This window comes from Nocardia sp. NPDC058244 (genome assembly GCF_042882065.1).
In the GTDB taxonomy this organism is placed as follows: Bacteria; Actinomycetota; Actinomycetes; order Mycobacteriales; family Mycobacteriaceae; genus Nocardia.
Genome location: NZ_JBHVWX010000006.1, coordinates 401,181 through 414,880 on the forward strand (window position 1 = coordinate 401,181; position 13,700 = coordinate 414,880).

Annotated in this window: 11 protein-coding genes; 5 read left to right on the forward strand and 6 right to left on the reverse strand. The window is 72.0% G+C overall.

The features are described from left to right. The first annotated feature begins 3 nt into the window (after positions 1 to 3). On the forward strand, positions 4 to 1,245 hold the full coding sequence (locus ACFVW6_RS21295; protein ID WP_355277569.1) for an acetoin utilization protein AcuC: 1,242 nt from the start codon (positions 4 to 6) through the stop codon (positions 1,243 to 1,245). After that, positions 1,238 to 3,982: a GNAT family N-acetyltransferase gene (locus tag ACFVW6_RS21300; protein WP_378831149.1), complete on the forward strand. Its 2,745-nt coding sequence runs from the start codon at positions 1,238 to 1,240 to the stop codon at positions 3,980 to 3,982. Before ACFVW6_RS21295 ends, ACFVW6_RS21300 begins: the two co-directional genes overlap by 8 nt. A 111-nt stretch (positions 3,983 to 4,093) precedes the next feature. Here ACFVW6_RS21300 and ACFVW6_RS21305 read toward each other — a convergent pair whose 3' ends face one another. The 3 genes from ACFVW6_RS21305 to ACFVW6_RS21315 all read right to left on the reverse strand — a co-directional run bounded on the left by ACFVW6_RS21305 (position 4,094) and on the right by ACFVW6_RS21315 (position 7,632). Continuing rightward, positions 4,094 to 5,062 carry a sigma-70 family RNA polymerase sigma factor gene (locus ACFVW6_RS21305; protein ID WP_022566390.1) on the reverse strand — a complete coding sequence of 323 codons (969 nt, stop codon included), beginning with the start codon at positions 5,060 to 5,062 and terminating at the stop codon, positions 4,094 to 4,096. A gap of 168 nt (positions 5,063 to 5,230) precedes the next feature. After that, positions 5,231 to 6,748 carry a methyltransferase gene (locus ACFVW6_RS21310; RefSeq protein WP_378831147.1) on the reverse strand — a complete coding sequence of 506 codons (1,518 nt, stop codon included), beginning with the start codon at positions 6,746 to 6,748 and terminating at the stop codon, positions 5,231 to 5,233. Between the two features lie 134 nt (positions 6,749 to 6,882). Further along, a complete protein-coding gene (locus ACFVW6_RS21315; RefSeq protein ID WP_378831144.1) occupies positions 6,883 to 7,632 on the reverse strand; it encodes a VOC family protein in 750 nt (249 codons plus the stop codon). A 201-nt stretch (positions 7,633 to 7,833) separates the two neighbouring features. Here ACFVW6_RS21315 and ACFVW6_RS21320 point away from each other — a divergent pair, with 201 nt between their 5' ends. Then, positions 7,834 to 9,225 carry an MFS transporter gene (locus ACFVW6_RS21320; RefSeq protein ID WP_378831142.1) on the forward strand — a complete coding sequence of 464 codons (1,392 nt, stop codon included), beginning with the start codon at positions 7,834 to 7,836 and terminating at the stop codon, positions 9,223 to 9,225. Here ACFVW6_RS21320 and ACFVW6_RS21325 read toward each other — a convergent pair. Next, positions 9,196 to 9,555 carry a DUF3099 domain-containing protein gene (locus ACFVW6_RS21325; RefSeq protein ID WP_378831328.1) on the reverse strand — a complete coding sequence of 120 codons (360 nt, stop codon included), beginning with the start codon at positions 9,553 to 9,555 and terminating at the stop codon, positions 9,196 to 9,198. The two genes, ACFVW6_RS21320 and ACFVW6_RS21325, sit on opposite strands and share 30 nt — an antisense overlap. Positions 9,556 to 9,698: 143 nt before the next feature. Between ACFVW6_RS21325 and ACFVW6_RS21330 the strand changes: the two genes are divergently transcribed. Beyond that, complete coding sequence (locus ACFVW6_RS21330; protein WP_355277558.1) at positions 9,699 to 9,935, forward strand: DUF3039 domain-containing protein; 237 nt, start codon at positions 9,699 to 9,701, stop codon at positions 9,933 to 9,935. On the opposite strand, the gene ACFVW6_RS21335 is transcribed toward ACFVW6_RS21330, so the two are convergent. After that, the gene (locus ACFVW6_RS21335) at positions 9,908 to 11,029 is read right to left on the reverse strand and encodes a YihY/virulence factor BrkB family protein (RefSeq protein WP_378831139.1); all 1,122 of its coding nucleotides are present in this window, start codon (positions 11,027 to 11,029) and stop codon (positions 9,908 to 9,910) included. The genes ACFVW6_RS21330 and ACFVW6_RS21335 overlap by 28 nt on opposite strands. Positions 11,030 to 11,279: 250 nt before the next feature. Between ACFVW6_RS21335 and ACFVW6_RS21340 the strand changes: the two genes are divergently transcribed. Further along, a complete protein-coding gene (locus ACFVW6_RS21340) occupies positions 11,280 to 12,959 on the forward strand; it encodes a DEAD/DEAH box helicase (RefSeq protein WP_378831325.1) in 1,680 nt (559 codons plus the stop codon). Positions 12,960 to 12,969: 10 nt separating this feature from the next. Here ACFVW6_RS21340 and ACFVW6_RS21345 read toward each other — a convergent pair whose 3' ends face one another. Next, on the reverse strand, positions 12,970 to 13,572 hold the full coding sequence (locus tag ACFVW6_RS21345; RefSeq protein ID WP_378831136.1) for a TetR/AcrR family transcriptional regulator: 603 nt from the start codon (positions 13,570 to 13,572) through the stop codon (positions 12,970 to 12,972). Between the last annotated feature and the right edge of the window lie 128 nt (positions 13,573 to 13,700).

The following is a 13,700-nucleotide window of genomic DNA, read 5'->3' on the forward strand; positions in this document are numbered from 1 at the left end:
AGCATGGTCACGCCGCCGCGCAGCGAAGAGCCCGGGACCGTCGTGTGGACCGAGCGATTCCTCGGCTACACCTGGAGTCCGGAGCACCCGATGAAACCGGCGCGTCTGCAGTTCACCATGTCGCTGGCCGAAAGTCTGGGCGTGCTCGACGGTGTCGAGCCGTTGGCGCCGGCCGCGGCCACCCGGGCCGACCTGTTGCGGGTTCACAGCAGCGCCTACATCGAGGCGGTGCGGCGGGCCGGTGACGGCCCACCGACGCCCGAGGACACGGTGTACGGCTTGGGAACCGCCGACAACCCCATCTTCCCACGCATGCACGAGGCGGCGTCGGTCATCGTGGGCGGAACCCTCGCCGCCGCCGGGGAGATCGCGGCCGGGCGGACCCGGCGGGCGGTGAGCATCGGTGGTGGCATGCATCACGCCATGCCCGACGCGGCGGCGGGCTTCTGCATCTACAACGATGCCGCGATCGCGATCTCGTGGCTGCTCGATCACGGCTTCGATCGCATCGCCTACCTCGATGTCGACGTCCATCACGGCGACGGCGTGCAACGCGCCTTCTACGCCGATCCGCGGGTGCTGACGATCTCACTGCACCAGCACCCGGCGACGTTGTGGCCCAACACCGGCTGGCCCACCGAGACCGGCATCGGGGCGGCCGAGGGCACCTCGATCAACCTGCCGCTGCTGCCCGGCACCCGGGATGCCCAGTGGCTGCGCGGATTCCACGCGGTGGTGCCCGGCGCGGTGGCCGCGTTCCGGCCGCAGATCATCGTCAGCCAGTGCGGCGTGGACACCCATCGGGAGGACCCGCTGGCCGATCTCGAACTCACCGTGGACGGTCAGCGCGCGGCCTTCCTGGCGATGCGTGATCTGGCCGACACGTATGCCGAGGGGCGCTGGCTGGCCATCGGCGGCGGCGGATACGGGGTGGTCCGGGTGGTACCCCGGGCCTGGACACATCTGCTCGCCGCGGCCCTGGACCGGCCGCTGGCACCGGAGACCCCGGTCCCGGCCGACTGGATCGAGCAGGTGCGCGCCGCCGCGCCCCGGGTCCAGCCGCCGACCAGCATGGGTGACGGTGGCGACACCGCCTACCGGCCCTGGGACGGTCCCGGTGGCACCCCCGAGCTCGGTGACGCCGGCCAGATCCGCGCCCAGCGGGCCGTCGACACCGCCATCACGGCCACCCGGCGGGCGAGTTTCGCCCTGCTCGGGCTCGACCCGGAGGACCCTCGTGACTGAGCCGCTGCTCCCCGACACCCCCGATACGCCCGCGAATCCGCCTGCGCCACCCCAGCACTGGTACGGCGACGTGCTCGCCTCCGACGGCGGCGTGGTCCGGGTGCGCCCGATCGTGCCCGCCGACGCGCCCGCGCTGGCCGTGTTCCACGCCGCGCTGTCGGATCGCACCCGGTATCTGCGCTATTTCGGTCCGTACCCGCGGATCTCGCCCAAGGACATGTACCGCACCACCCACGTGGACTACCGCGACCGGGTGGGACTGGTCGCCCTGCTCGGAGACGCGATCATCGGCGTCGCCCGCTACGAGCTGCTCGACCGGCAGGGCCCGCGCGCCGCCGAGGTCGCGTTCGTGGTCGCCGACGAGCACCAGGGCCGCGGGCTCGGCTCGGTGCTGCTCGAGCACCTGGCGGGGGCGGCGGCCGAGAACGAGGTGGTGGCCTTCGTCGCGGAGGTGCTCGCCGAGAACGAGGCGATGATCACCGTCTTCCGCGATGCCGGCTATCAGCTGCAACGCAGTCGCGACGGCGCCGAGGTGCATCTGGAGTTCGCGATCGACCCCACCGAAGCGCTGCGCACCGTGCGGGATTCGCGCGAGGCCGCCTCGGAGGCGCGCAGCGTCGGCAACCTGCTCGCACCGGGCTCGGTGGCCGTGATCGGCGCGTCGCCGGAGGCCACCAGGGTCGGCGGCGCGGTACTGGCGAACCTGCTCGCTGGCGGCTTCAGCGGCCCGGTGTTCCCGGTGAACCCGCACCGGCGCTCGGTACGTGGGGTGCGCGCCTACGCCACGGTGCGCGAGATCCCCGACGAAGTGGACCTGGCGGTCGTCGCGGTACCACCGGCCGCCATCGGGTCGGTGCTCGACGACTGCATGGCCAAGGGGGTCAAGGGCCTGGTGGTGCTGACGGCGGGTTTCGGCGAGACCGGACCCGAGGGCCTGGCCGCCGAACACGAGCTGGTCGCCGCGGCCCGCGGCCACGGCATGCGCGTGGTCGGTCCCAGCGCGCTCGGCATCGCCAACACCGACCCGGCGGTGGGGCTCAACGCCACCCTGGCCCCGGTGCTGCCCGAGCGCGGGCGGATCGGGTTCTTCTGCCAGTCCGGCCCGCTGGGCGCGGCGATCCTCGGGGAGGCGGCGGCCCGCAATCTCGGCCTGTCGACGTTCGTGTCGGCGGGCAACCGCGCCGATGTCTCCGGCAACGATCTGCTGCAGTTCTGGGACACCGCAGCCGATACCGAGGTGATCCTGCTGTACCTGGAGAGCTTCGGTAATCCGCGCAAGTTCTCCCGGCTGGCCCGGCGGGTGGCGCGCGGCAAGCCGATCGTGGCGGTGAGCAGCGGCCGCCTGGCCGCCGGCGCCGATATGGATCGCACGGTGGTGCGTGACCTGTTCGCCCAGGCCGGGATCATCCAGGTCGACTCCATCTCGGAGCTGTTCGACTGCGCCGCGCTGCTGGCCAGTCAGCCGTTGCCGCGCGGGCCACGGGTGGCGGTGGTCGGCAACAGCGCCGCGTTGAACTGGCTGGCCATCGACGCCGCGCACAGTGAGGGCCTGCGCGTGCACCGGCCCGCCACGGCGCTGGATCGCGGTCCCAGCGCGCGGCCGACCGAGCGGGCCGCCAGCGCGCCGGTCGACGGGCCGGTGGATCTGGGGCCCGAGGCCACCCCCGCCGACTATCGGGAAGCGGTGCAGGCCGCGCTGCGCAGCGATGAGGTCGACGCGGTGATCGTCGTCGTCGCCCCGCCGGTGCCGGTGCCGATGACCGGCTTCGCCGACGCGCTCCGGGCCGCGGCCGCCTCGGCGCCCGGCAAGGACAAGCCGGTGCTGACCACCTTCGTCGCCGAATCGGGCATTCCGAAGCTGCTCGCGGTCCGCACCACCGGCGGCGCGCCGGCCAGAGGCTCCATCCCCTCGTATCCGGACCCGGAGCGCGCGGCCAGGGCGCTGGCCAGGGCCGAGCGTTACGCCCGCTGGCGGGACCGGCCGGTCTCCCCGGTCGTGCGGCCGCCCGGTATCGACACCGCGGCCGCGTCGGCCCTGGTGGCGGGGTGGGTGGCGGAATCGGGCGGGCGCTGGCTCACCGACGAGGAGACGGTGCGGCTGCTGAGCTGCTACGGCATCGACGTGGTCGAGTTCCGGGCGGTGCACGACGCCGAACAGGCGGTCGCCGCCGCCGAGGAACTGGGCTATCCGGTCGCGGCGAAGGCCACCGGGGAGCTGTGGCGGCGCAGGCCGGACCTGCTCGGGGTGCGCCTGGACCTGTGGACCCCCGACGCGGTCCGCCAGGCTTACACCGACCTGGTGGAGATCTGCGGCGATCCGCTGCTGCACGTGCAGAAGATGGCGACCAAGGGCATGGGGTGCGTGCTGCGGGTCACCGACGACCCGTCGTTCGGGTCGGTCATCGAGTTCGGGCTCTCGGGCCTGATCATCGAGCTGCTCGGCGACCGCGCCTTCCGCGCGCTGCCACTCACCGCGGAGGAATCCGTGGCCCTGATCGAGGCGCCACGGGCCGCGCCGCTGCTGTCCGGGGGTCAGGCCGGGCCCGCCGTCGACAAGGCGGCGCTGGCCGAGCTGGCGCAGCGCATCTCGGCCCTGTTCGACGACATCCCGCAGATGCGCGAGCTGTCCTGCGATCCGGTGCTCGCGGCACCGTCCTCGGCCGAGATCATCTACGCCAGGGCCCGGATCGGCCCGGAACCGAGCCGCTTCGACACCGGTCCGCGCAGGCTGGCCTGAGCGGGTCCCCGACGAACAACGCCGACCGGCTCGCGACCCCGGAGGGGTGAGGTCGCGGACACCGGTCGGCGTTTCGGCAGACGACCCCGCGGGGCCGTCGGGTTCTCGGGATCAGCTGGCGTAGGCGCGCAGCCGGTCGGCGCGCTCGCCCTTACGCAGCTTGGACATGACCTCGCGCTCGATCTGGCGGACCCGCTCGCGGGACAGACCGAACAGCTTGCCGATCTGGTCCAGGGTGCGGGGCTGGCCGTCGTCGAGGCCGAAGCGCAGGCGGATGACCTGCTGTTCGCGCTCGTCGAGGGTGGCCAGGACGCTGCGCACGTCGTGGTGCAGCAGGCCGGCGATGACCGCGCTCTCGGCGGAGGTGGCCTCGGAGTCCTCGATGAAGTCGCCCAGCGGGGCTTCCTCGTCGTTGCCGACCGGCATGTCCAGGCTGACCGGGTCGCGGCTGTGGTCGAGCAGGTCGGCGATCTTCTCCACCGGGATGCCCGACTCGTTGGCGAGTTCGGCGTCGGTGGCCTCGCGACCGAGCTGCTGGTGCAGCTCACGCTTGATCCTGGCGAGCTTGTTGACCTGCTCGACCAGGTGCACGGGGAGCCGGATGGTGCGGCTCTGGTCGGCCATACCGCGGGTGATGGCCTGGCGGATCCACCAGGTGGCGTAGGTGGAGAACTTGAAGCCCTTGGCGTAGTCGAACTTCTCCATCGCGCGGATCAGTCCGAGGTTGCCCTCCTGGATCAGGTCGAGCAGCGGCATGCCGCGGCCGGTGTAGCGCTTGGCCAGCGAGACGACCAGACGCAGGTTGGCCTCGAGCAGATGCGAGCGGGCGGCCTGCCCTTCGCGGACCAGAATCGCCAGATCACGCTTGCGGGTCGCCGATAACCGCTTACCGGTCTCGAGCAGGTGCTGGGCATACAGGCCCGCCTCGATACGCTTGGCCAACTCGACCTCGTCGGCCGCCGTGAGCAGTGCCGTGCGGCCGATTCCGTTCAGGTACACGCGTACCAGGTCGGCGGCCGGGCTCTGGGCGTCGATATCGGACTCGCTGGGGCGCACACGAGTAGTGGCGGGGCTTGTCATGACTTGCCTCCTGTCGGTGGTGTCTCACTCCGATCAACGGACCCGACTTAGAGAAAGTTCCCGATCGCGCCGGTGATAAACCGCTCTGAGCTGCGGGTTCCCACCGGTACGGCTGAGAAGTTCCTGAGAAGAGCACCGTGCCCGGAACTCGGCCCACCACCGGGCGGCTTACACGGGTCGGACCAATCCGTGGCGCACCAGACCGGCCACGACGCCGAGTGCCTGGGCGGCGAACTCCGGGGTCACCTCGTCGGCGCCCTCGGCGAGGGCCAGCAGTTCGAGCAGTTCGTACAACGGCAGACCATCCGGTCGCATTCCCGCGACCAGGGCCACCGTCGACTCGTCGACCTCGTGCTGCCAGCGCGGACCGTCGCCGCGATGCAGCCGCGCGACCTGCTCGGCCCAGCCGTGCTCACCGGGCAGATACACCCGCTCCAGCGCGGTGGCCGGGCTCGGCGCGAAGCGGGAGGTCCAGGCGAGGGTGTCGTCGGCGGCCACCGCGCGCAGCCACGCCGAGCGCGCGAAGTAGGCGGGCGCCTCGTCACCGAGCGGATCGTCGAAGCCGTGGGTGAGGTCCTCGGCCATCAGCTCGGTCGGTCCGTCGATGGCGTGCAGGTAGACGAACCCGAACCCGATGCCCTCGACGTCGGCGGCCTCGAACGCCGCCAGCCACGCCTCCGCGCGGGCCTGAGCGGCCGGGTCACGCGGGTCCAGGCCCGCGTCGCGCAGCCAGGTGCCCACGTAGAGCGCCGGATCGGCGACGTCGCGCTGCACGACCCAGGCGTCGACGCCGTGGGCGGGCAGCCACGACGACACCCGCTGCCGCCAGTCCTGGCCCTCGACGTGCACCCAGGCGGCGAGCATGGCCGCGGTGCCGCCGGGGGCCAGCAGGCCGGGCGCCTGCCCGATCACCAGTTCGCTGGCACCGTCCAGGGCCAGCCCGGAGTCTCGATAGGTGTGCTCGATGCGCGCCGGGCCGACCACGAACGGGGGATTGGCCACGATCTGATCGAACTTCCGGCCCGCCACCGGTTCGAACCAGGACCCTTCCCGCAGTTCGATGTCGAGTTCGTTCAGCGCGGCGGTGGCCTGGGCCAGCCACAGCGCCCGCGCGTTGACGTCGGTGGCGGTGACCCGGCCCGCGTAGCTCGCCGCGTGCACGGCCTGCACCCCGCAGCCGGTGCCCAGGTCGAGCAGGGTGCCCACCGGTTCGGTCGGTGTGGCGCGCAGCAGCGACAGCGACGCGTGCCCGACACCGAGGACATGGTCCTCGGTGAGGGTGCGCCTGCGCATCGAATCGTCGAGGTCGGACAGGATCCAGCGGGTGCCCGCGCCGGTGTCGAGCGGGCGCAGATCCAGTGCGGCCCTGAGGTCGTCGCCGTCCTGGGCCAGCAGCCCCGCCGCGACGGCGTCGTCGATCCGTACCGGCGACAGCGCGGCGGCGACCTCGCGTTCCGGCAGCGCGTCGCCGAGCAGCAGCAGCCGGATCAGTGTGCCCAGCTCCCCGGCCGCCCGCGCGGCCCGGCGCACCGGCACCGGCTCGGACCGGCCCAGCGCGGCGTGCACGTCGGGGCCGAGCGCGTCCACCAGCGTGTCGGCGTCGTAGCCGACCCGGATCAGCGCCGCGCGCAGGTCCGGGCACAGGGCGGTGAGCAGGGAACCGGTGGTCGTGGAGTTCGTAGGCACCCGCCTACTCTGCCAGGGCAACGCGCGCCCGGATCGACCAGCTACAGGCGCGTGTCGTACGGCACTGCACGCGCCCATCGCTGGAAGGGCCGCCTCCGTGCCGACGGTGCTGGCTGGCGGTCCCGGCGGGTGGTTCAGCCGGTGTACGGGTCGCGGCCGGTGACGCAGTAGAGCGCGGAACCGGGGTCGCGCAGGACGATCCAGCGTTCGCCGTCCGCGACCCGGGTGGCGCCGAGGGATTCGTGCCAGGCGGCGGTGGCGGCGAGGTCGGAGGAGGCCAGGTCCGGATGGGCATCGGCGGGACGGGCCTCGTCGAGGCGCTGGAGCAGGAAGTGCAGCGGCTGGTCGGGGCCGCGCAGGCGGGAGAATTCGGGGCGGCGGCCGGGCCGGTGAGTCCAGCCGGTCAGCGCCTGCCAGAAGGCGGTGTCGGTCGCGATGTCGGCGGGGGACAGGTCGAGGCAGATCTGATCGAGGCGGGTCACGGTGCCGTCGGGCGCGGTCGACACGACCACCGGTGGCGGGGGCGCGTCCTCGGGCGCTGCGGCGACCTCGCGGACCGGGGTGAAGCAGAACGTCTGTCCGGCGGGCGATTCCAGCACGGTGTAGTCGCGCTCGACGGTGACCACCCGGGCGCCGAGATCGGTGGCGGTCGCCACCGCGGCGGGAATGTCGTCGACGTCGAGGTCGAGGTGGATGCCGCCGCCGTCACCGACGCGCTGCATCTTCAGCCAGGCGGGACCGGTGGCGGGCAGCAGGGTGACGAATTCGCCCTCGGCGCCCCGGGGTTCGGACACGGTGGAGCCGGTGATCGTCGCCCAGAATCGCACGCAGTCGTCGAAACCGGTGGTGGGGCGGTCGAGAAAGGCCCACGTCCAGCGAATCATGCTGTCTCCGTTTCGGTGTGGATCGGGTCCCGGCGCGGCCGACCGATCGTCGGCGCGGGGGCGGAGGTCCTGTCCGCACGGTAGGCGGCAACGGGCGCGCTGTCGACCGCGATAACACCGGGCGGCGAGTTGGCAGGATGTCGACGAAAGATGTCATCGCGGCCACTCGTTCGTGCCGCGAAGTTCCGGCACCCTGTTCCGGTGACCGATCTCCGCGCGCCCCTGCCGCCCACCGGCGACGACCCGGCCGACCGCGCCACGCCCGTCCCCGGCGACGCGGAGGCCATCGATCGGCCGACCGACGCCGCGCCGGTGACCGCCCGGCGTGGTCGCGCCCCGCATCCCGCGTGGATCGTGGCTGGTGTCGGTTTCGTCGCCCTGCTCGGCGCCGCCGCCTTCCGCTCGGTGCCCAGCGTCCTGATCGACCCGCTGCACGCCGAATTCGGCTGGTCGCACGCGACGATCTCGGCCGCCATCTCCCTGAACATGCTGCTCTACGGCGTGATCTCGCCGTTCGCGGCCGCGCTGATGGACCGCTTCGGCATCCGCCGGGTGGTGTGTTCGGCGCTGGTGCTGATCGCGGCGGGCAGTGGCCTGACGGTGTTCATGACCCAGGCCTGGCAGCTGGTGGCGACCTGGGGCCTGCTGGTCGGGGTGGGCGTGGGATCGATGTCGATGCCGTTCGTCGCCACCATCACCGGCCGCTGGTTCGTGCGCAGCCGCGGCCTGGTCACCGGCGTGCTGACCGCCGCGGGCGCGACCGGTCAGCTGGTGTTCCTGCCGCTGGTGTCGATGCTGGCGCACGAGCACGGCTGGCGGCTGCCGTCGGTGCTCGTGGCGGGCGTCGCGCTGGCCGTGGTGCCGCTGGTGTGGCTGTTCGTGCGGGATTACCCGAGCGATGTCGGCGTGCGGGCCTATGGAGCGCCGGAGGGTTCGGACGCGGGGACGCGCGTCGCGGTCGCCGGGGGCGCGAGCCGAGCGTTGAAGGTCCTGGCCTCGGCCGCGCGCAGGCCCGGGTTCTGGCTGCTGGCAGGCGGTTTCGCGGTGTGCGGCGCGTCGACCAACGGCCTGGTCGGCACGCATTTCGTGACCGCGGCCCACGATCACGGCATGCCGCCGACCACCGCGGCGGGGCTGCTGGCGCTGGTCGGGGTCTTCGATGTGGCGGGCACGATCGCCTCGGGCTGGCTCTCGGACCGGGTCGATCCGCGCTACCTGCTGCTCGGCTACTACTCGCTGCGCGGGCTCTCGCTGCTGATCCTGCCCTCGCTGCTGGGTCCGCACACCCAGCCCAGCATGTGGGTCTTCGTGATCTTCTACGGCCTGGACTGGATCGCCACGGTCCCGCCGACCGTGCTGCTGTGCCGGGAGCTGTTCGGCGCCGACGGGCCGATCGCGTTCGGCTGGGTGTTCGCCGCCCATCAGGTCGGCGCGGCGATCGCGGCCACCGGCGCGGGACTCATCCGCGACCTGCAGGGTTCCTACGATCTGGCCTGGTATCTCGCCGGCGCGCTGTGCGGCCTGGCGGCGCTGATGTCGATGCTGGTGCGGCGCCCGCGGGCGTCAGCCGTCGATGGCCTTGTGCGGGCGTGAGTCCAACGCGATCTGGTTGGCCCGGCCGTCCCAGCGGCTCGGCTCGTCCTTGCTGCGCGGCGGCCGGTCGTTGGCGATGAGCACGGCGATCCACGGCAGCGGCACCGAGGCCACGATGATCAGGATCGAGATCAGCGGGTTCTCGAACGCGCTGTAGGCGATCGCGGCCAGGATCAGGCAGGGGATGCGGAAGGCCATGATGATCGTGTAGCGGCGGACGCGGGCGCGATGCTGGTCGTCGAGCGACGGCGCGGCCTCGGTGATGAGCACCGGGTGCTTGGCGTCGGCGCCGGGGAAATAGCCGCGCGAGGAACTCTGCGCGGCGGGCATCGTCACCTCCGGGGCCGGTGTCGGCTCGTCGGCGCCGGGGGTGTCGCCGTGGGACTGCATACCCCGAGTCTTCCACTCGACGCCGGCGAACGCACACGCGGCTGGTCAGCGGTACGCGCCCGGGATGCGGCATCATGGAAGGCGTGAGTACAGACACTCTGGTACGCCCGGAAACCACGACCGACGAGACGACCGGCGACGACGTCCCCAAGTTCTTCCACTACGTGAAGAAGGACCGGATCGCCGAGAGTGCCGTGATGGGCACCATGGTCGTCGCGCTGTGCGGCGAGGTCTTCCCGGTGACGCGTTCGCCCAAGCCCGGTTCGCCGGTCTGCCCGGACTGCAAGAAGGTCTACGACGGCTTGCGCAAGGGCGACTGAACCGGCTCCGCGTTCGGTGCGGTCGATGCCTCCGCCGAGGCGTCGGCCGCCTCGTCGCGTTCGTCGTCACCGCGCACCTGGTTGCTGAGCCACTCCTTGACCTGCTCCATCCGGGTGGCCCTGGCCGGCCAGAACTCCTGCACCGCGGCGTTGAACTCGGCGCCGAGGATCACCGCGAAGCCGAGGAAATAGGTGAACAGCAGGAACGCGATCGGCGTGGCCAGCGCGCCGTAGCTCACCCCGGTGGCGGTGATCCAGGCCAGATACCGGCGCAGCAGGTCGCTGGCGGCCAGGAAGAACACCCCCGCCACCAGCGCGCCGCCGAAGAGCCGGTGCCATGGCAGCGATCGGTGCAGCGCCAGCTTGTAGAGCGTGGTCAGCCCGACGATCAGCAGCAACCCGACGATCGGGTAGTAGAACGTGTCGATCAGGCGCAGGCCGGGTTCGCGCCAGGTGTCGGGCAGCACCCGGCCGATCCGGGTGGGCCCGAGCGCGATCACCGGCAGGATCAGCACCGCCGCCACCAGGAACTGCACGTACAGCAGCAGCGCGAAGATCCGCTGCCAGACCGGGTGCCGGGCGTCCTGCTGATCGTGGGCCTCCACGATCGCGTCGACGAAGGTCGCCATCGCCGAGGACCCGGCCCACAGCGACAGCACGAAGCCCACCGACACCACCGCGCCGCGTCCGCGGCCGAGCACGTCGTCGACGGTGGGTTCGATCAGGTCGGAGACGACCGACGGGCTGAAGAACTCCCGGCTGAACGCGATGATCTTGGATTCCACGATCTGCACCGTGTCGGGGCCGAAGAGCCCGCCCACGTAGCCGAGGCTGCCGAGCAGGCCGAGCAGCAGCGGTGCGAGCGAGAGCGTCTGCCAGAAGGCGGCGGCCGCCGATTTGGCGAAGATCGAGTTGTTCCAGCACTTCTGGGCCACCCGGACCACCAGCCGCCACGCCATGAGCAGCCACCGCGTCACCCGGGCGTGTTCGCGGGGACGTTGCCCGGCGGCCGCGGGCGGCGCGGGCGGACCGCCGGGCAGGGGTGCCCGCGGCGGGTGTGCCGCGTCGGCTGCCCGGATCTGGTCGTTGCTCATGGTGTCTCCAGCATCCCGCACGATGGTGGTCCGTGTGGTGCGGGCCGGGCATCGTGTCGGCGGGTAACAGGTAAATGGCCGGTGACCTCGGGCTCGTTTGTGATGCCTGTCGCCCACCCCGCGTCGGTTTGGCGACACGCCGCATCGGGCGGCTAGGGTCGTCTGCGTGACTGGGTCGGGTGGCGTCGCTGCGGCGAGAGAAGCGGGTACACCGGGCGATGCGGCCGCGGGGGGTGCGTCGGGGGGTTCCCTGCGCGCCTGGCAGCGGCGCGCGCTCACGAAATACCTGGCCACCAAGCCGCGCGACTTCCTCGCGGTCGCGACCCCCGGCGCGGGTAAGACCACCTTCGCGCTGCGGGTAGCCGCGGAGTTGCTGGCCGATCGGACAGTCGACCAGGTGACCGTCGTCGCGCCGACCGAGCACCTCAAGCACCAGTGGGCCGCCTCGGCCGCCCGCTCCGGCATCCAGCTGGACTCGCGCTTCTCCAACAGCACCGGCGGCACCTCCGGCGACTACCACGGCGTCGTGGTGACCTACGCCCAGATCGCGGCCCACCCCGCGCGGCACCGGGTGCGCACCGAGAATCGCCGCACCCTGGTGATCCTCGACGAGATCCACCACGCGGGCGACGCCAAGAGCTGGGGCGAGGCCACCGAGGAGGCCTTCGGCGACGCGACGCGCAGGCTCGCGCTGACCGGAACCCCGTTCCGCAGCGACGATTCCAAGATCCCGTTCGTCACCTACGAACCCGACGAGGCCGGTTTCCCGCGCTCGCGCGCCGACCACTCCTACGGCTACGCCGACGCCCTGGCCGACGGCGTCGTGCGCCCGGTGGTCTTCCTGGCCTACTCCGGTGACGCGCACTGGCGCGACAGCGCGGGCGAGGAGCACACCGCTCGCCTCGGTGAACCGCTCAGCGCCGAACAGACCGCGCGTGCCTGGCGCACCGCGCTGGATCCGGCGGGCGACTGGATCTCGGCGGTGCTGCGCGCGGCCGACACCCGGCTGCGCCAGCTGCGCGCCTCGGGCATCCCCGACGCGGGTGGCCTGGTGATCGCCACCGATCAGGAACGCGCCCGCGACTACGCCGAACTGCTCGAACACATCTCGGGGGAGCGGCCCGCGGTGGTCCTCTCCGACGACCCGCAGTCCTCGAGCCGCATCGACGAGTTCGCCAAGGGCACCCAGCCGTGGATGGTCGCGGTGCGCATGGTGTCCGAGGGCGTCGACGTGCCGCGCCTGGCCGTCGGCGTGTACGCGACCAGCGCGTCGACGCCGCTGTACTTCGCCCAGGCCATCGGCCGGTTCGTGCGTGCCCGCAAGCCGGGGGAGACGGCCAGCGTCTTCCTGCCGTCGGTGCCGGTGCTGCTCGACCTGGCGGCCCAGCTCGAGCTCCAGCGCGACCACGTGATCGGCAAGCCGCATCGCGAGAAGAACGCGCTCGACGACGAACTGCTGATCGACGCGAACAAGACCAAGGACGAGCCGGGCGAGGAGGAGAAGTCCTTCGTCGCCCTGGCCGCCGACGCCGAGCTCGACCAGGTGATCTACGACGGCTCCTCCTTCGGCACCGCCACCATCGCGGGCAGCGACGAGGAAGCCGACTACCTGGGTATCCCCGGCCTGCTCGACGCCGACCAGATGCGCGCGCTGCTGCGCGAACGGCAGACCCGTCAGCTCGCCGACCGCAGCGCCCAGGACGGCGCCGTCCCCGCGCCCGCCGCGGTCGTCGAACGGGTCGCGACGTCGGACAAGCTGGGGGAGCTGCGCCGCGAACTCAACAGCCTGGTCGCGATGCACCACCACCGCACCGGCAAGCCGCACGGCGTGATCCACGGCGAGCTCCGGCGCGAATGCGGCGGTCCGCCCACGGCTCTGGCGACCGCCGACCAGCTGACCGAGCGCATCGCGGCCCTGCGGCGCCAGTAGCGCGCGGACGCTACGTCGTCGACGCCGCGAGCACGTGCAGCGCGCTGTCGACGGCGGCGCTGAGCTCGGCATGGCCGACGTCGTCCCTGGCCTGGATCGAGAGCCCATACAGGACGGTGCTGTACAGCGTCGCCAGCGCGGCGGTATCGGTGCCGGGCCGCAGATCGCCGTCGGCGACACCGCGGTCGAGCCGAGCGTGGATGTCGGCGGTGGTGTGCCGGCGGGCCTCGGCGAGGAACTCGCGGACCGAGGCGTTGCGCGTGGTGTAGGTCGCGCCCGCCAGGACCACCATGCAGCCGTGCGGCAGCCCGGGGTCGGTGTAAGTGGTGATGTTGTCGCGCAGCATCGCCTCGATGGCGGCGTAGGCGGTGGATTCCTCGCGCAGCGCCCGTGCCGTGCGTGACCCCTCGGTCCGGCCGTAGAGCTCGACCGCGGCGCGGAACAGGGCTTCCTTGTCGCCGAAGGCGGCGTAGAGGCTGGGGGAGTTGATGCCCATGGCGGTGGTGAGATCGGCCATCGAGGCGCCGTCGTAGCCGCGTTCCCAGAACACCTCCATGGCACGCCGCAGGGCGACGTCGCGATCGAAACCGCGTGGGCGGCCGCGTTCTGCCATGGCGAACCTTTCTGTGTCGATCGACAAACATACCGCGTCGACCCCTCGTCCGTAAATTCTGTATCGATCGATAAGAAACTCTTGACGCGGCTCGGCGTCGTGCGCTTGGCTATTTGTGTATTGATCAC